This window comes from Roseateles noduli (assembly GCF_050626985.1).
In the GTDB taxonomy this organism is placed as follows: Bacteria; Pseudomonadota; Gammaproteobacteria; order Burkholderiales; family Burkholderiaceae_C; genus Roseateles; species Roseateles noduli_A.
In genome coordinates this window covers 5,074,428-5,090,700 of the sequence record NZ_CP192463.1, presented here as the reverse complement: position 1 = coordinate 5,090,700, position 16,273 = coordinate 5,074,428, and the positions used below count along the sequence as shown (strand labels likewise).

Annotated in this window: 16 protein-coding genes; 11 read left to right on the top strand and 5 right to left on the bottom strand. The window is 69.4% G+C overall.

What is annotated here, in order from left to right; translation table 11 throughout:
* The first annotated feature begins 156 nt into the window (after nucleotides 1-156).
* Entirely contained in the window at nucleotides 157-1,512 is a 1,356-nt protein-coding gene (locus tag ACQ4L4_RS22105; RefSeq protein ID WP_431100995.1) for a GAF domain-containing protein, read from the top strand.
* Entirely contained in the window at nucleotides 1,478-2,044 is a 567-nt protein-coding gene (locus ACQ4L4_RS22100; RefSeq protein ID WP_431100994.1) for an MOSC domain-containing protein, read from the top strand. Before ACQ4L4_RS22105 ends, ACQ4L4_RS22100 begins: the two co-directional genes overlap by 35 nt.
* 77 nt (nucleotides 2,045-2,121) lie before the next feature.
* On the opposite strand, the gene ACQ4L4_RS22095 is transcribed toward ACQ4L4_RS22100, so the two are convergent.
* Nucleotides 2,122-3,198, bottom strand: a complete 1,077-nt coding sequence (locus ACQ4L4_RS22095) for an alkene reductase (RefSeq protein ID WP_431100993.1) — start codon at nucleotides 3,196-3,198, stop codon at nucleotides 2,122-2,124.
* A 263-nt stretch (nucleotides 3,199-3,461) separates the two neighbouring features.
* On the opposite strand from ACQ4L4_RS22095, the gene ACQ4L4_RS22090 reads away from it, so the two are divergent.
* Both ACQ4L4_RS22090 and ACQ4L4_RS22085 read left to right on the top strand, forming a co-directional pair.
* Nucleotides 3,462-4,676, top strand: a complete 1,215-nt coding sequence (locus ACQ4L4_RS22090) for a hypothetical protein (RefSeq protein WP_431100992.1) — start codon at nucleotides 3,462-3,464, stop codon at nucleotides 4,674-4,676.
* A 48-nt stretch (nucleotides 4,677-4,724) separates the two neighbouring features.
* Complete coding sequence (locus tag ACQ4L4_RS22085) at nucleotides 4,725-5,579, top strand: 23S rRNA (adenine(2030)-N(6))-methyltransferase RlmJ (RefSeq protein WP_377158716.1); 855 nt, start codon at nucleotides 4,725-4,727, stop codon at nucleotides 5,577-5,579.
* A gap of 178 nt (nucleotides 5,580-5,757) precedes the next feature.
* Here ACQ4L4_RS22085 and ACQ4L4_RS22080 read toward each other — a convergent pair whose 3' ends face one another.
* Nucleotides 5,758-6,399 (bottom strand): NAD(P)-dependent oxidoreductase, encoded by a 642-nt coding sequence (locus tag ACQ4L4_RS22080; RefSeq protein ID WP_431100991.1) that lies wholly within the window; start codon nucleotides 6,397-6,399, stop codon nucleotides 5,758-5,760.
* Between the two features lie 142 nt (nucleotides 6,400-6,541).
* On the opposite strand from ACQ4L4_RS22080, the gene ACQ4L4_RS22075 reads away from it, so the two are divergent.
* A complete protein-coding gene (locus ACQ4L4_RS22075) occupies nucleotides 6,542-7,453 on the top strand; it encodes a LysR family transcriptional regulator (RefSeq protein ID WP_431100990.1) in 912 nt (303 codons plus the stop codon).
* Between the two features lie 40 nt (nucleotides 7,454-7,493).
* Nucleotides 7,494-8,168 (top strand): CAAX prenyl protease-related protein, encoded by a 675-nt coding sequence (locus tag ACQ4L4_RS22070; RefSeq protein WP_431100989.1) that lies wholly within the window; start codon nucleotides 7,494-7,496, stop codon nucleotides 8,166-8,168.
* 21 nt (nucleotides 8,169-8,189) lie between these two features.
* Here ACQ4L4_RS22070 and ACQ4L4_RS22065 read toward each other — a convergent pair whose 3' ends face one another.
* The gene (locus ACQ4L4_RS22065) at nucleotides 8,190-8,954 is read right to left on the bottom strand and encodes a helix-turn-helix domain-containing protein (RefSeq protein ID WP_431100988.1); all 765 of its coding nucleotides are present in this window, start codon (nucleotides 8,952-8,954) and stop codon (nucleotides 8,190-8,192) included.
* 152 nt (nucleotides 8,955-9,106) lie between these two features.
* On the opposite strand from ACQ4L4_RS22065, the gene ACQ4L4_RS22060 reads away from it, so the two are divergent.
* The 5 genes from ACQ4L4_RS22060 (at nucleotide 9,107) to ACQ4L4_RS22040 (ending at nucleotide 14,375) form a co-directional block, all read left to right on the top strand.
* Nucleotides 9,107-10,354, top strand: a complete 1,248-nt coding sequence (locus tag ACQ4L4_RS22060; RefSeq protein WP_431100987.1) for an amidohydrolase family protein — start codon at nucleotides 9,107-9,109, stop codon at nucleotides 10,352-10,354.
* 229 nt (nucleotides 10,355-10,583) lie between these two features.
* Nucleotides 10,584-11,057 carry a YiaA/YiaB family inner membrane protein gene (locus ACQ4L4_RS22055; protein ID WP_431100986.1) on the top strand — a complete coding sequence of 158 codons (474 nt, stop codon included), beginning with the start codon at nucleotides 10,584-10,586 and terminating at the stop codon, nucleotides 11,055-11,057.
* Between the two features lie 62 nt (nucleotides 11,058-11,119).
* Entirely contained in the window at nucleotides 11,120-11,563 is a 444-nt protein-coding gene (locus ACQ4L4_RS22050; RefSeq protein WP_431100985.1) for a hypothetical protein, read from the top strand.
* A complete protein-coding gene (locus tag ACQ4L4_RS22045; protein ID WP_431100984.1) occupies nucleotides 11,560-12,390 on the top strand; it encodes a DUF2145 domain-containing protein in 831 nt (276 codons plus the stop codon). The genes ACQ4L4_RS22050 and ACQ4L4_RS22045 overlap by 4 nt, the downstream gene beginning before the upstream one ends.
* A 59-nt stretch (nucleotides 12,391-12,449) precedes the next feature.
* Nucleotides 12,450-14,375 carry an MFS transporter gene (locus ACQ4L4_RS22040; protein ID WP_431100983.1) on the top strand — a complete coding sequence of 642 codons (1,926 nt, stop codon included), beginning with the start codon at nucleotides 12,450-12,452 and terminating at the stop codon, nucleotides 14,373-14,375.
* Between the two features lie 68 nt (nucleotides 14,376-14,443).
* On the opposite strand, the gene ACQ4L4_RS22035 is transcribed toward ACQ4L4_RS22040, so the two are convergent.
* Both ACQ4L4_RS22035 and tgt read right to left on the bottom strand, forming a co-directional pair.
* Entirely contained in the window at nucleotides 14,444-14,944 is a 501-nt protein-coding gene (locus ACQ4L4_RS22035; RefSeq protein ID WP_431100982.1) for a hypothetical protein, read from the bottom strand.
* A gap of 182 nt (nucleotides 14,945-15,126) precedes the next feature.
* A complete protein-coding gene (tgt, locus tag ACQ4L4_RS22030) occupies nucleotides 15,127-16,254 on the bottom strand; it encodes a tRNA guanosine(34) transglycosylase Tgt (protein WP_431100981.1) in 1,128 nt (375 codons plus the stop codon).
* Nucleotides 16,255-16,273 lie beyond the last annotated feature (19 nt).

The window sequence follows — 16,273 nt, the reverse complement described above, 5'->3', positions numbered from 1 at the left end:
TCCCCGTGAAGGGGTTCCACCAACGCCGCGGCGCCAACACGCCGCGGCGTTGTCGTTGTCGGGCGGTGGATGGCGGATCCCCCAAAGCTTCGGGGATCGGCTCCCACGCTGAAACGCCCTATGCTCGGCGCCTCCTCCGTGAGGTCTCCGACGCCCATGTCCGCTCCCACCGGCCTCTCGCTCCGCGCCCGCCTCTACCTGGTCCTGGGCCTGGCGCTCGCCTTGGTCGCCGCTTCCGCGCTGCTGGGGTGGTGGCAATCGAAGCGGCTGGCCGGGATCGCGCAGTCGCTGTACGAGGACCGCCTCGTCCCCGTCGACCTGCTCCGCGAACTCGAGCACGCGCTCGGTCCCCACCAGCTGGGCACGCTGCTGATCACGCAGACGCAACAGCCCGACGCCGGCAAGCTGGACAGCGGCGGCCGCCGTCTCGCCGACACGACCCGCCAGCTCTGGACCCGCTACCTCGCCACGCGCATGACGCCGGCCGAGAGCGCCCTCATCGCCCGCACGCAGCCGCTGCTCGACCAGCTCTGGACCTCCCTCACCGCGAGCCAGGCGGCTTCGCCGGACACGCTGCGCGAGCTGAACCAGCGCCGCCTCGCGACGACGCGGATGCTCGACGAACTGATCGCCTTCCAGCTCAGCCAGGCCCGCGTCGACACCGAGCGCGCCCAGCAGGCCGCCACGGAGGCCGCGCACCTGGGCCTGCTCCTGGTGCTGCTGACCGGCGGCCTGTGCAGCGTCGTCGTCTGCACCGTCTGGACGCGTTACGACGACGAGCGCCGCCTCAGCCAGGATTCGCGCGAGCAGCTCCAACGGCTTTACGTCGCGCTGTCGCAGACCAACCAGCTCATCGTGCGCCGCGAGGCCGAGGCCTTCGATGATCCGCGGGCGGAGCAGCATCTGTTCGAGGGCCTCTGCCGCATCTGCGTCGAGACGGGCCATGCCCGCTTCGCGGCCGTGGTGCTGTTCGACGGCGATCACTTCGAGCGTGTCGCCGAGCACGGTCCCGGCGACCGACTGATGCCCGGCGCGCCCCGCGAGTGGTCGCGCGACTCGCCCTTCGCGCGCAGCTCGATGGCGACACGCGCGATCCTCGAAGGCACGCACCAGGTCAGCAACCGGGCGCTGGAGGACCCGAGCCTCGCCGTCCCCGGCGCGCCGCTGATCCCGCCCGGCGTCGAGGCCATGGCGGCCTTCCCGCTGCGCCGTCGCGGCGAGGTCGTGGGCGCGCTCACCCTGCTCGCCGGCGAGCCGGGCTACTTCAGCCCGCAGGTGCTCGGGCTCATGGACGAGATGGCCGGCGACCTGTCCTTCGCGCTCGACCATCTGCGGCGCGAGCGCGATCAGGCGCGCGAGCTCGACGGCCTGCGCGACGCGCTGCGTCGACAGGAGGCCGGTCTCGTCGAGACCACGCCGGCCGCCTTCCGCCCCGCGATGCCTCCGCCGCCGCTGAGGCCTGCGGCAGAATCGCCCGATGCAACTGATCAGTCTGAACACGGCCCGCGCTGAACCGCTGCTCATCGACGGGCGCCCGGTCATGACGGGCATCCGCAAGCGTCCGGTGGACGGCGCGATCGAGGTCCTGCCCCTCGGCCTGGAGGGCGACGAGCAAGCCGATCCCAGCGTCCACGGCGGCCTGTCCAAGGCCGTCTACGCCTACCCGTCCGAGCACTACGCCTTCTGGCGCACCGTGCGTGCGCAGGCGCAGGTCGCGGGCTGGGACGACGCGCTCCCGTGGGGGGCGATGGGCGAGAACCTGACGATCTCCGGCCTCGCCGAAGGCGACGCCTGGATCGGCGACGTGCTGGTCTTCCCGGACTGCGAGCTCGCCGTCAGCGAGCCGCGCTATCCCTGCTTCAAGTTCAACGCGGTGATGGGCTTCAACAAGGCCGCGAAGATGATGACCCAGAGCGGGTGGTGCGGTTTCTACCTCGCGGTGCGGCAGCCCGGCACGATCACGGCCGGCCAGACCTTTACCGTGCGCCCCGGCCCGCGCGAAGTCTCCATCGCGGAGCTCTTCCGGGCCAAGACCCAGCGCTGATCGCCCGCCTTACACCCTCTCCCGCTTGCGGGAGAGGGCAGGGGTGAGGGCCAGCGGCGATGGCAGTACTGAAGCCCTCAGTCCGCCAACGCCGGATAGTCGGTATACCCCTCGGCGCCACCGCCATACATCGTGGCCGAGTGGGCCTTCTGCAGCGGGGCGTTGAGCTTCAGCCGGCGCACCAGGTCCGGGTTGGAGATGAAGCTGCGGCCGAAGGCCACCGCATCCGCATGGCCCTTGGCCACGGCGTCGATCGCCATCTCGCGGGTGTAGCCGTTGTTGGCGATGTACACACCCTTGAAGCGCTCGCGCAGCGCGTCGTAATCGAACGGCGCGACATCCCGCGGTCCGCCGGTGTGACCCTCGATGACATGCAGGAAGGCCAGCTTCATCGGCGACAGCTGCTCGACGACATGGTTGAAGAGCGCCTGCGCATCGCTGTCCTGGCCCGCGTCGTTGACCGGCGTGACCGGGGACAGGCGCAGCCCGGTGCGGTCGGCACCGATCGCGCCGGCGATGGCCGCCATCACTTCGAGCAGCAGGCGCGCGCGGTTCTCGATCGAGCCGCCGTAGGCATCGGTGCGGTCGTTGATGCTGTTGCGCAGGAACTGGTCCAGCAGGTAGCCGTTGGCGCCGTGAACCTCGACGGCGTCGAAGCCCGCGGCCATCGCCGCCTTCGCCGCATGGACGTAGGACTGGACGACACCCGGCAGCTCCTCGGTCTTCAGCGCGCGCGGCGCGGCGACATCGACGAAGCCATCCTTGGTGAAGGTCTTGCTATTAGCCTGGCGATCCGTCGCCGACAGCGGCTTGGCACCGCCGGGCTGGAAGTCGGCATGGGAGATGCGGCCCACGTGCCACAGCTGCACGGCGATCTTGCCGCCGGCTTCATGGACAGCGTCCGTCACCTTTTTCCACGCGGCAATCTGCTCGGGCGAATGGATCCCGGGCGTGTCGAGGTAGCCCTGCCCCTCCTGCGTGATCTGGGCGCCCTCGCTGATGATCAGGCCGGCGCTGGCGCGCTGGCGGTAGTACTCGATCGCGAGCGGTCCCGGCACCAGGCCGACGGAGCGGTTGCGCGTGAGCGGCGCCATGACGATGCGGTTGGCCAGGGAGACGGCGCCGACTTGCAAGGGATCGAAGAGACTGGGCATGGCGATATCGAGGATGCGGAGTGGATGTGGCGTGAAGCCCGGCGGGGGGCCGGACAAGGCTGGACCGCAGCTTAGCGAGCGAAAGGATCCGTCGCAGCGCCTAGGCGACAGCCCGGATACCGGCTGGGGCCTTGCAAGGCGGTCGCGACCGGTCTGAAACGCTTGGCTACACTCGCCCGGCCGCCTGGGGGCGCCATCCCCCTTTTCATCTCCCCTTTTCGCGCGGCGCCCCTCCTCCACCGCCACGACTCGGGAGCCTGTCGATGCCCTTCGGTTCCTCGCTCGAATCTCGACGCCGCCGCCCGCTCGCCGACATCCAACGCCGCCGGCTTCTTCAGGCCGGCGCCTCGCTGGGGCTGACGCCCTGGCTGCTGTCGGCCCACCCGCAGCGAGGCGGCGCGTCGGGGGCCGTGATGCACGTGGGGCCCGATCATCCGGTGAAGACGCTGGCGGCGGCCGCCGCGCAGGCGAAGGCCGGCATGACGATCGAGGTGCAGGCCGGCGACTATGCCGGCGACGTCGCCGTCTGGCCGCAGGACGACCTGACCCTGCGCGCCGTCGGCGGCCGCGCCCGGATGGTGGCCAAGGGCGCGCATGCGCAGGGCAAGGGGATCTTCGTCACGACCGGCAAACGGATGACCATCGAGGGCTTCGACTTCGTCGGCGCGCGCGTGCCGGACCGCAACGGCGCGGGCATCCGCCTGGAGCGCGGCTCGCTGACGCTGCGCGACTGCCGTTTCCAGGACAACGAGAACGGCCTGCTGGCCGGCAACGACGCCAGCATCGAGCTGCGCATCGAGTCCTGCGACTTCGGCCCGATCGCGCCTGGAGAGGGCCGCACGCACACCTGCTACGTCGGCGCGATCGGCAAGCTGTCGGTGGTCGCGAGCTACTTCCACCACGGCGCTTCGGGCCATCTGCTCAAGTCGCGCGCGGCGGTGAACCACCTCTTCTACAACCGCCTGACCGATGAGACGGGCCGCGCGAGCTTCGAGCTCGAGTTCCCCAACGGCGGCGTCGCGCTGGTGATGGGCAACGTGATCCAGCAGAGCCCGTCGAGCGAGAACTACCACCTGATCGCGTACGGCAGCGAGGGGCTGTCCAACCGCCGCAACGAGCTGCACCTGATCAACAACACGCTGGTCGACCGGCGCCAGGCCGGCGGCGTGTACCTGCGCATGGCGCAGCAGGCGCAGAAGCTGCGGCTGATCAACAACCTGCTGTGCGGCAAGCACGAGCTGCCGGCCGGCCCGGACCGCGAGCAGCACCACAACTACTTCGTCGAGCTCGACAGCTTCATCGACGCGGACCGCTACGACTTCCGGCTGCGGCCGGACTCGCCGCTGATCGGGCGTGCGGTGGACGCGGGCGTCGTCGACGGCCAGGTGCTCAAGCCGGCGATGCAGTACCAGCACCCGTGCGGCCTCAAGGAAGTGCCGGCGGGGACGGCGTATTCGCCGGGGGCGTTTCAGGTTTGAGGCCGATGGGCAGCTGACCCGCGGCCTGCACCGGGTACAGTGCCGGACATGCTCGCTTACCGACACGCCTTCCACGCCGGCAACCACGCCGACGTGCTCAAACACCTGGTGCTGGCCGAGGTCCTCCGCTACATGGGGGAAAAGGACAAGCCCTACACCGTCGTGGACACCCACGCCGGCGCCGGCGGATACGCCCTCGACGGACGCTACGCCCAGAAGAACGCCGAACACGCCGGCGGCATCGCCGCGCTCTACTCGCGCAAGGACCTGCCCGAGCCGCTGCAGCAGTACGTGCAGCTGGTGCACGACTTCAATCCCGGCAAGAAGCTCGAGCAGTACCCCGGTTCGCCGGCCATCGCGCGCATGCTGATGCGCTTCGACGACCGCCTGCGCTGCTATGAGCTGCACGGCACCGACCACCGCATCCTTGCCAGCTACCTCGAGGACCGCGCCAACACGCAGGTCCTGCAGCAGGACGGCTTCGCGTCGCTGAAGGCCGAACTGCCGCCGCCCTCGCGGCGCGGCGTCGTGCTGATGGACCCCTCCTACGAGATCAAGGCCGACTACGGCAAGGTCGTCGCCGCGTTGCGCGAAGGGCTGCAACGCTTCGCCGACGGCACGATCGCGATCTGGTATCCGCAGCTGCAGACCGTCGAGTCCGCGCAGCTCGTGCAGCGCCTGAAGTCGGCCTCCGAGCCCGTCGCGAAGAAGGGCTGGCTGCACGTGCGCCTCACCGTCACGCAGGCCGACGAGCGCGGCTTCGGCATGATGGGCAGCGGCATGTTCGTCGTGAACCCGCCGTTCGTGCTCCACGACAAGCTGGCCGAATGCCTGCCCACGCTCGTGGACACGCTCGGCCAGTACGACGACGCCAACTACCTGCTGGAACAGCAGACCGCCTGATCGCGCTCCCGCGCGCATCCGGGCTCGAGGCCCCGTGCTTTGGGCCCCGGGCTTTGGGCTTACACGAAGTTCTCGCTCGGAGCAGCGGAGGCCGGTGCCCCTGGGAGCGAATTCCGAGCGGCGAGGAGGAGATTGAGCGGACAGGGGCACCGGCCTCCGCTGCGATCTCTGGCAGCGATCAATAGCCGACCGTGAACCGCCGACGGATGTGCTGCGGGCGTTCGAGTTCGTCGACGATGGCGACTGCCAGGTCGGCTGTCGACACGTGCGCGGGGCCGTTGGCGTCCATCACAGGGGTATCGAGGCTGACGCGATAGCTGCCGCGGCGCTCCCCGGGTTCCAGGTGGGGCGCGGGCGACAGGAAGGTCCAGTCGAGCGACGATTCCAGGCGGATCAGGTTCAGCGCTTCACGCGCGGCCAGGGCGCCTTGCTTCCATTGGTCCGGGAAGTCCGGCAGGTCCACGATCTGCACGCCCGGGGCCGCGTACAGGCTGCCCGCGCCGCCGACCACCAGCAGGCGCTTCACGCCGGCGCGTTTCACGCCGTCGTAGATCGCGCGGGTGCCGTCCAGGAACTCGGTGTGGATGTCCGGCACCGACCAGCCGGGGTTGTAGGCGCTGACGACCGCGTCGCTGCCTTCGACGGCGGCGGCGACCTGGTCCGCCTGCTTCGCGTCGGCCTTCACGACGGTCAGGCCGGGACGGGTTTCCAGCTTCGACGGATCGCGTGCCAGGGCGACGACCTCATGGCCGCGGGACAGCAGTTCCTTGAGCACTTCCTTGCCGACAAAGCCGGTCGGTCCGATCAGGGCGACTTTCATGGGGATTCCTTTCGAGGGAGGGTCCGAGGGATTCGGGGGAGCGACGGGGGTGTCGCGATGAAGTGGACTGTAGGAACTTCACAATCGCCGCAGAAGTCCTCAAAATCCGACTCCATTCTTTAGACGATCTACACAATCCCCGATGCTGGACCAACTCCGCCGGATGGCCGTGCTGGCGACCGTCGTCGAACAGGGCAGCCTGGTCGCGGCGGCGCGGCAGCTCCAGACCACGACCTCCGCGGTCAGCCAGCAGCTGCGCGCGCTGGAGCGCGACATGGGCGTGACGCTGCTGCACCGCTCGACGCGGCGCATCAGCCTGACGCCCGCCGGCGAACGCTTCGTGCAGGGCTGTCAGGCGATGCTCGCCGCCGCGCGCGAGGCGCAGACCCAGCTGCACCACCTGCGCGATGCGCCCGAAGGCGAGCTGCGCATCAGCGCGCCGGTCGGCGCCGCGCGGCAGATCGGGCCGGCGCTCGGGCCGCTGCTCTCGGCGAACCCGGGGATGAGCCTGCACCTGGAAGTCGACGACGGTTTCACCGACCTTGTCGCCAAGCGCATCGACCTGGCCGTGCGTTTCGGCCGGCTGCCCGACAGCAACTGGGTCGCGCAGCGCATCGGCCAGCGGACGGTCGGTCTCTATGCGGCGCCCGCCTACCTGGCGCGGCGCGGCGTGCCCACCTCCATGTCGGACCTGACGCGGCACGACTGGGTGTTCCTGCGTTCCGACAGCGGCGCGATGCGCAGCCTCTCGCTGGTCGGCCCCGAGGGGCGAGAGGAGGTGCTGCGCGTCAGCCCACGCGCGAGCAGCAACAACCAGCTCAGCCTGCAGCAGTTCTGCGAAGCGGGCATCGGGCTGGCGCTGCTCAGCGCGGAGGATATCGATGAGTCTCAGGCCCAGGGCCGCTTGCTGCCGCTGCTGCCGGGCTGGTCGCTGCCGACGCTGCCGGTCTACGTGATGACGCCGCAGCGCGATGCGCAACCGGCCAAGGTTCGGCATGCCATCGAGGCGCTTCGTCACGCGTTCGGGGGAATCCGCAGCGAGGGTCAGGCCTGACCCCCATCGTCCTGTCGCCGAGCGCCGGTACATTCGCCGGATGCCATTGAGTCAAGCCGCCTGGGCCCGCATCGTCCCCTTCGCCCTCTTCATGTTGCTGCTGGCGCTGCGGGGCGCCTTGCCGGAGCAGAACGCGCTGGGTCTCGACCCGCGCTGGATCTACGCATTGAACCTGGTGGTGGTCGGCGGCGCGCTGGCCTGGTTCTGGCGCGGCTACGGCGAATTCGACCGGCAGAACCGGCCGCGCCTCAGCGAGGCCGGGTTGAGCATCGCCGTCGGGTTGATCGTCTTCGGGCTGTGGATCCATCTGGACGCGCCGTGGATGCAGCTCGGCGAGGCGACCGCCGCCTTCGTGCCGATGACCGCGGACGGTCGCGTGGACTGGCCGCTGATCGCGGTCCGCTGGATCGGTGCGACGCTGCTGGTGCCGGTGATGGAGGAGCTGTTCTGGCGCAGCTTCCTGATGCGCTGGATCGCGAGCCCGCAGTTCGAGACCGTCGATCCGCGCGCCGCCGGCCTGCGCGCGCTGGTGCTGTCGACCTTCGTCTTCATGCTCGCCCACACGCTGTGGCTGGCGGCGATCGTGGCCGGCGCGGCCTATGCGTGGCTCTACATCCGCACCGGCAAGCTGTGGTGCGCCGTCATCGCGCATGCGGTGACGAACGGCGTGCTGGGGATCTGGGTCGTCTACAGCGGGCGGTGGGAATTCTGGTGACAGGCTCGAAGGCGCCGCCGCTCAGCGCTTGAGCGCCTTCGTCACGGCCGCCGGCCGCTGCAGGTGCTTGAAGCGCTCGAACAGCCAGCAGCGCATGCCCATCACGAGCGTGAACTGGCGCTTCTCCTCGTCGGGCAGCTTCTGGTCGAGCAGGTGCTGGCGCGCGAAGTCCTCGGCGACGCGCTGAAGCCGGTCGCGCAGTTCGCGCGCCATGCCGGGGCTGAGCTGGCCGTGGACCAGCATCAACAGTTCCGCGTCGTTGTCGAAGCCGCCGGCGAAGAAGTCCTGCATGACGTTCTCGCGGAAGAAGGCCATCACCGGGCCTTGCGGCCGCCAGCGGAAGGTCTTCGCCACCTGCAGGCGATAGCGGTTCAAGGGCCGCAGCTCGATGATGCCGAGCCGGTCCAGTTGCGCCAGCGCGCGCGTCACGTCCGGCTCGCCCATGCGGTAGGTCGCGACGATCTGCTCGAAGCTCCACTGGCTCAGGCAGCAGATGGCGGTCAGCAGCAGCTTCTCGTCGGCGACGACCTCGCGCTCCTGCTGCAGCGTCAGCTCGCGGCGCAAGGGCTGCGACTGCGCCAGGCGCTGCGAGAGCTCGGCGAAATCGGTCTTCAGCACGCGGCAGATCTCGTCGATCCGCGACAGCGGCATCTCGCCGCCCGACGCGAACATGCGCTTCACGCTGGACTCCGACAGGTCCAGCGCCGTCGCCAGCTGCGCATAGCTGATGCCGGACTGCTTCAGCTCGGCCTTGATCAGATCGATGAGGGATTGCGTGCTCGCCATGGGGGCGGACGTTAGCGCAACTCGCTGGCACGACCGGGTACCGGGATTCGAGACCGGACGGCCCGCGCCGCGATACCGCCGCACATGAAGCGCGTCATGGCCGGCGTGCGTCCCGACCATCGCGTCCGTTCCAACTTCCACGGGCGCCGACCATGCTCAGCCGACGTCATCTCCTGTGCTGCGGCGCCGCCGCGGCGGCGGGTCTCTTCAGCGCGCTCGCGGCCGATGCGGCCGGTCCGTTGCGCAATCCCTGCGGCCATGCGTCCCTGCCGATTCCGGGCGTCGATCCGCAGTGGCTCGAACGGATCTGGGACGGCCTCGACCTCCAGCAGCTCTGGGACGTCCACGCCCATCTGATCGGCACAGGCGATTCGGGTTCCGGCTGCTGGATCGCGCCGTCGCTGTCGCAGTGGTGGCATCCGGTCGAGTTCGCCCGCAAGCACGCGATCCTCAACGGCGCCTGCGTTGATCCGCGCGCCGTCGCGGCAGGCGATATCGACCGCGCGTACGTCCGCCGCCTCACCGCGCTGGCCGATGCGTTCCCGGCCGGCGCGCGCTGGTTGCTCTTTGCGTTCGACGAGGCCGTGGACGCCGCCGGTCACCGACGGCCCGACTGGACGACCTTCCACGTCCCCGATACGTATGCCCGCAGCGTCGCGGCCGCACGACCCGACCGCTTCGGCTGGGTCGCCAGCATCCATCCGAACCGCGAAGACGCACTGGCACGGCTGGACCGTGCGATCGCCGGTGGCGCGCTGGCGATCAAGTGGCTGCCGAGCAGCATGGCCATCGACCTGCGCGACGCCCGGCTGCAGCCGTTCTACGACCGCCTCGCCGCGGCACGCCTTCCGCTCATCGTCCACTGCGGAGAGGAGCACGCCGTCCCGGGCGCGGACCGCCAGGACCTCGGCAATCCGCTGCTGCTGCGCGAACCGCTGCGCCACGGCGTGCGCGTGATCGCGGCGCATTGCGCCTCGCTGGGTCACGCGATGGACCTGGACCTCCCGCGCCCCCGCTCCGTCCCAGCCTTCGAGCTCTTCGCCCGCCTGATGGACGAACCGGCCTGGCAGGGCCTGCTGTTGGGCGACGTTTCCGCGATGTTCCAGTTCAACCGCCGGCCCGAGGTCTGGCGGACCGTGCTGCGTCGCCAGGACTGGCACGACCGGCTGCTGCATGGCTCCGACTACCCGCTGCCGGGCGTGCTGCCCCTGGTCCGGCTGCCCCAACTCGTCCGGGCGGGTGTGCTGGACGAAGCCCACGTCGCTCCTTTGGGGGCATTGCGCGACCACCACCCCCTGATGTTTGATCTCGCCCTCAAGCGGCTCGCCCGATGGCAGGGAGATGCACTGGGCGCCGCGGTCTTCGCGACCGCCCGGCACTTCCCTGTGCAGGCGGCCTAAGGAACTCCCCCTGAACCCGGGCCCCACCCAGGCGACCGGCCCCCGACCGAGCGGTAGCACCGATCGATACCGGGACAGGCGGCGGGTGATACTCGCCGCAAATCTGCAGGGGGACCGGACCGCTGGCGACGACAGTCGCGCCATCGCCACCGGAAACCACTCAAAGGGGCGATGACCCCGGCAAACACCACCGGTCCTGACCGACCGGCCCACAGGAGGAAACAACGACATGACCACCCCGCACATCCGCATCCAGCGCGACACGCAAGCCTGGCGCTACCAGGTGTGGATCTCCTTCGGCATCAGCGTCGCGCTCTGCGCGATCGGGCTGGCCTGGCTGCCCGGCGCCGACCTGGACCGCGCCTTCATGGTCATGGGCTACGTGTTCTGCCTGTCCGCCGCCTTCGCGCTGTCCAAGTACATCCGCGACAACCAGGGCGCCCGCACCGACACGCCGATGTGGGGCCTGGTCGTCTGGAGCGGCTTCGCGCTGGCGATGTCGCTCACCGGCTGGGGCCTGTGGCGCATGGAGGTCCAGCCGGTCTGGAAGGCCTACCTGCTGGTCTGCTGGCTCTACCTGATCTCCAACGTCTTCACCCTCGCCAAGATGCTGCGCGATGCGCACGAGGCCGACCTGGCCGAGGCGCGCCAGCAAGGCCGCCGCGAGGCGCAGCGCGAAGCCGTGCCGGCCGCCGCTCAATGAGCGCCGCCGCCGACCTCGCACCGTCACCCTCTTCGACTGTTCCGACCGCAAGGAGTCTTCCCATGCGTCCCCGTTCGTCCCTCCTCACCCTGCTGACTGCCGCCGCCCTCGCCTTCGGGGCGACCGGCGCGGCCCGTGCTCACGGCGGTCCCAGCGACGCCAGCGCCGCTTTGTCCGCCGTCCCGGTCGCCATCTCGGTCGTCGCGCCCTCCGCGGTGCTGGCCGGCGGCGCGGCCTTCGTCGTCGTCGCGGTCGAGAGCACCGCCCGCGGCACCGTCTGGGTCCTGGAGCGCGCCTCCGACGGCGTGCGCATCAGCGTCGAGTTCTCCGGCAAGGTGGTGGTCGGCGCCGCGACCTCCGTCGGCACGGCCGTCGTCGTCACGGCGATCAGCACGGGCTATGTGATTTCCGCCGCGGCCGAGGCCATCGCCTTCATCCCGAACGAGATCGGCGCCTCGCTGCTCTACAACGAGCGCGTCACCAACAAGGACCGCGTCACGCGATGAGCGGCGGCCCTGCCATGAAGGCGATCCTGGCGGCTGCCGCGCTGGCGGCGGCCCTCGCGGCGGCACCGGCCCATGCGGGCCGGCCCTGCGAGGACAAGCAGCCCACGCTCGACCAGATCCGGCGCGGCATGGACCTGGCGCAGGCGACCGCCGCCGCGCTGGACCGCAGCGGCGCCGACGTGGTGCTGCTGGCGCGCGCGGGCCAGGACCTCAGCGAATACGGGCTGCGCTGGTCGCATGTGGGCTTCGTCTATCGCGACACGATGGGCAGCGGCGCCGATGCCAAGCCGGTCTGGCGCGTGATGCACAAGCTCAACCAGTGCGGCACGGCGCTGGCCGACCTGTACCGGCAAGGGCTGGGCGAGTTCTTCATGGACAGCCCGTTCCGCTACGAGGCGGCGTACTCGGTGCTCAAGCCCGAGCTGCAGCAGGCGCTGCTGCCCTTGCTGCGCGAGAACGCCCGCATCGCCGCGCTGCACACGCCGGCCTACAACATGGTCGCGTACCCGTGGTCCCGCGAGTACCAGCAGAGCAACCAGTGGGCGCTGGAGACGCTGGCGGCGGCCGCGGCGCCGCGCGAGGTCTTCAACCGCGCGCAGGCGCAGGACTGGCTCAAGCGCCAGGGCTACGAGCCGTCGGACCTGCGCCTGTCGACCGCGAAGCGCCTGGGCGCGCGCATCGGCATGGCCAACGTGGCCTTCGACGATCATCCGTCCGCGAAGCGCTTCTCCGGCCACATCGCGACCACCACCGCCGACACCATCTTCAGCTGGCTGACCCGCAGCGGCTACGGCCAGGCGCCGCAGAGCGTCAAGGCCGCGCCCTGACCACCGCACGCCAGGCCACTGATCGATCTCCTCCCCCGACTTCCACAGCGAGCCCTCCCATGAGCGACTCTTCCCACACCAGCCAGTTCGCATTGCTGAGCCAACGCCGCTTCGCGCCCTTCTTCTGGACGCAGTTCCTCGGCGCGGGCAACGACAACCTGTTCAAGTTCGCCTTCACCGTGCTGGTGACCTACCAGCTCAACGTGAGCTGGCTGCCGGCGGCGCAGGCCGGGCTGGCGATCGGCGCGCTGTTCATCCTGCCGTTCGTGCTGTTCTCGGCCACCAGCGGGCAGCTCGCCGACAAGTACGACAAGGCGCGGCTGATGCGCCTCGTGAAGTTGCTCGAGATCGTCATCATGGCGCTGGCCGCCTACGGCTTCTACGCCGTCAACGTGCCGGTGCTGCTGGGCTGCGTGTTCCTGATGGGGCTGCACTCGACGCTGTTCGGGCCGGTCAAGTACGCCTACCTGCCGCAGCATCTGGACGATCACGAGATCACCGGCGGCAACGGCATGGTGGAGATGGGGACCTTCGTCTCCATCCTGCTGGGCAACCTGGCGGGCGGCCTGCTGGTCGCGACGCCGATCGTCGGGCCGCAGCACGTGGCGGTCGCCTGCGTGGTGGTGGCGCTGCTCGGTCGCGCGACGGCCCAGGCGATTCCCGCCAGTCCGTCGACGGATCCGAACCTCGTCATCAACTGGAACCCGGTCAGCGAGACCTGGCGCAACCTGAAGCTCGCGCACGGCCAGTTGGCGGTGTTCCGCTCGCTGCTGGGCATCTCGTGGATGTGGTTCTTCGGTGCGGTGTTCCTGGCCAACTTCCCGTCGTTCGCGAAGGAAGTGCTGCACGGCAACGAGCAGGTGGCGTCGCTGCTGCTGATGGTGTTCTCGGTCGGCATCGGCGTCGGCTCGCTGCTGTGCGAGGTGCTGTCGCGCCGGCAGGTCGAGATCGGCCTGGTGCCGTTGGGCGCGATCGGCATGAGCGTCTTCGCGATCGACCTGTACTTCGCGTCGCGCGGGCTGCCGCCGTCGGCGCCGATGAGCGTGGGGGCCTTCCTCGCAAACCATGCGCACTGGCGCGTGCTGGCCGACCTGGGCCTGCTGGCGCTCTTCGCCGGCCTGTACAGCGTGCCGATGTACGCGCTGATCCAGATGCGCGCCCAGCCGTCGCACCGCGCGCGGATCATCGCGGCCAACAACATCCTCAACGCGCTGTTCATGATCGCCAGCTCGATCCTGGCCGGTGCGCTGCTGGGCGCCGGGCTCTCGATCCCGCAGCTCTTCCTGGTGCTCGGCATCGCCAACGCGGTGGTGGCGTTCTACATCTTCCTGGTGGTGCCGGAATACCTGCTGCGCTTCTTCGCCTTCGTGCTGTCGCGCGTCATCTATCGCTTCCGCGTCAGCGGCGATCAGCACATCCCGACGCAGGGCGCGGCGGTACTGGTGTGCAACCACGTGAGCTTCGTCGACGCGGTCCTGCTGATGGCGGCGAGCCCGCGGCCGATCCGTTTCCTGATGGATCACCGCATCTTCCGCGTGCCGGTGCTGGGCTGGCTGTTCAAGCTGGCCAAGGCGATCCCGATCGCGCCGCAGAAGGAAGATGCGGCGACCTACGACGCCGCCTTCGCCGCCGCGCAGGCGGTGCTGGACGACGGCGAGCTGGTGGGGATCTTCCCGGAAGGCGGTCTGACGCGCGACGGCTCGCTGCAGACGTTCAGGGGCGGCGTGATGAAGCTGCTGGAAGGACGCCCGGAGATGCCGGTGGTGCCGATGGCGCTGCAGAACCTGTGGGGCTCGTTCTTCTCGCGCGTCGAGCAGGGGCAGGCGATGGTGCGGCCGTTCCGGCGCGGGCTGTTCAGCCGCGTGGGGCTGGTGGCGTCGACGCCGATCGCGGCGAAGGATGTGACGCCGGAATTGCTGCGGGAACGCGTGGCGGTGTTGCTCGGCCCGGAAAGCGCCGGGACGGCTCAACCGGTGAAGGCGTGAGCTGACGCGATCCAGTAGCAAGCATGAAGGCCTCCGGAAGGAGGCCTTCTGCTTTTGAGCGCCAGATATCACGCGCTACGCGCGCCTCGCCGCATCAGCCGCCTGATCCTCAACTTGGTCGCCCTCGCCGAGCGCCACACTGCGCTCGCGCGCACCCAGACCAGCAGGCCTTCCTTCCACACGGTCCAGCGGCCGTAGAGTCGCGCGAACCAGGGCAGGCTCATCAGCGCGGGCTGCGTCAGCGCGAAGATCCGTGCCACGACCGCCGTGCCGACGACCTTCGCGAGGACGATGACGGCGAGCCCCAGACCCGGCCGGCCGATGCCGATGAGCCAGAGCGCCAGCAGCTTGATCGGCAGCAGCAGCAGGCCCGGCAGGAGGAAGACGACGAGCGCCACATACGGCGGAAGCCGTCTCACGACGGCTTCCAGCTGGCGCAGTACCGGCAGGCGGCCGATGGCGCCCATCGCGCGCTGCAGCGGCTCCCAGCCCCATTCCTCGAAGAGGATGATGATGGCCAGGACGACGCGGATCAGCCACCGAAACGGCGCGATGAGCAACTTCAGCATCACGCCATCTTTGCACGCCCGCACTTAGGACCTTCTGAAGTCCTCGCTCGCAAAACCGTGGAAGGACGGCGTTGATGGGGGACGGCGATGCGTGGGGTTTTGGCGCTTGCCGCCAAGGCCCCATGCATCGGCGGCCAACGCCCCATCCTCAGCAGGTAGGCGCCTTCAGCAGGCAAGCGGTCTCAAACCCCGCGCGCCCGATCCGCCGCGAACCGCTGCCGGAAGCCCTCGAAGTCGCCGGCGTCCAGCGACTCCCGCACTTCCTTCATCAGGTTGAGGTAGTAGTGCAGGTTGTGCACGCTCGTCAGCATCGGGCCGAGCATCTCGCCGCAACGGTCGAGGTGATGCAGGTAGGCGCGGCTGAAGTTCTGGCAGCAGTAGCAGCTGCAGGTCTCGTCGACCGGCTTCTCATCGGACTTGTAGCGCGCGTTGCGCAGCCGCAGGTCGCCGAAGCGGGTGAACATGTGGCCGTTGCGCGCATTGCGCGTCGGCATGACGCAGTCGAACATGTCGACGCCCTGCCGCACGCCTTCGACCAGATCCTCCGGCGTGCCCACGCCCATCAGGTAGCGCGGCTTGTCCGCCGGCAGCTGATGCGCGATGTGATCGAGGATGCGGAGCATGTCCGCCTTGGGCTCGCCCACCGACAGCCCGCCGATCGCGTAGCCCGGCAGGTCCAGGTCCTTGAGCCCGGCCAGCGACACGTCGCGCAGGTGCTCGAACATCCCGCCCTGCACGATGCCGAACAGCGCGTTCGGGTTCTGCAGCTTCGTGAACTCGTCCTGGCAGCGCTTGGCCCAGCGCAGGCTCATCTCCATCGACAGCCGCGCTTCCTTCTCGGTCGTCAGCTGACCCTTGGATTCATACGGCGTGCATTCGTCGAATTGCATGACGATGTCGCTGTTGAGCACCGTCTGGATCTGCATCGAGATCTCGGGCGTCAGGAACAGCTTGTCGCCGTTCACCGGCGACGCGAACTTGACGCCCTCCTCGCTGATCTTGCGCATCTCGCCCAGCGACCAGACCTGGAAGCCGCCCGAGTCCGTCAGGATCGGCTTGTTCCAGCTCTCGAAGCGGTGCAGCCCGCCGAACTGCTTCATGATGTCCAGGCCCGGCCGCATCCACAGGTGGAAGGTGTTGCCCAGGATGATCTGCGCGCCCATTTCCTCGAGCGACCTCGGCATCACCCCCTTGACGGTGCCGTAGGTGCCCACCGGCATGAAGATGGGCGTCTGCACGACGCCGTGGTTGAGCGTCATGACGCCGCGTCGCGCGCGGCCTTCGGTCTTGAGCAGTTCGAACTTCAGCATGGGCGCGATTATCGGGCCC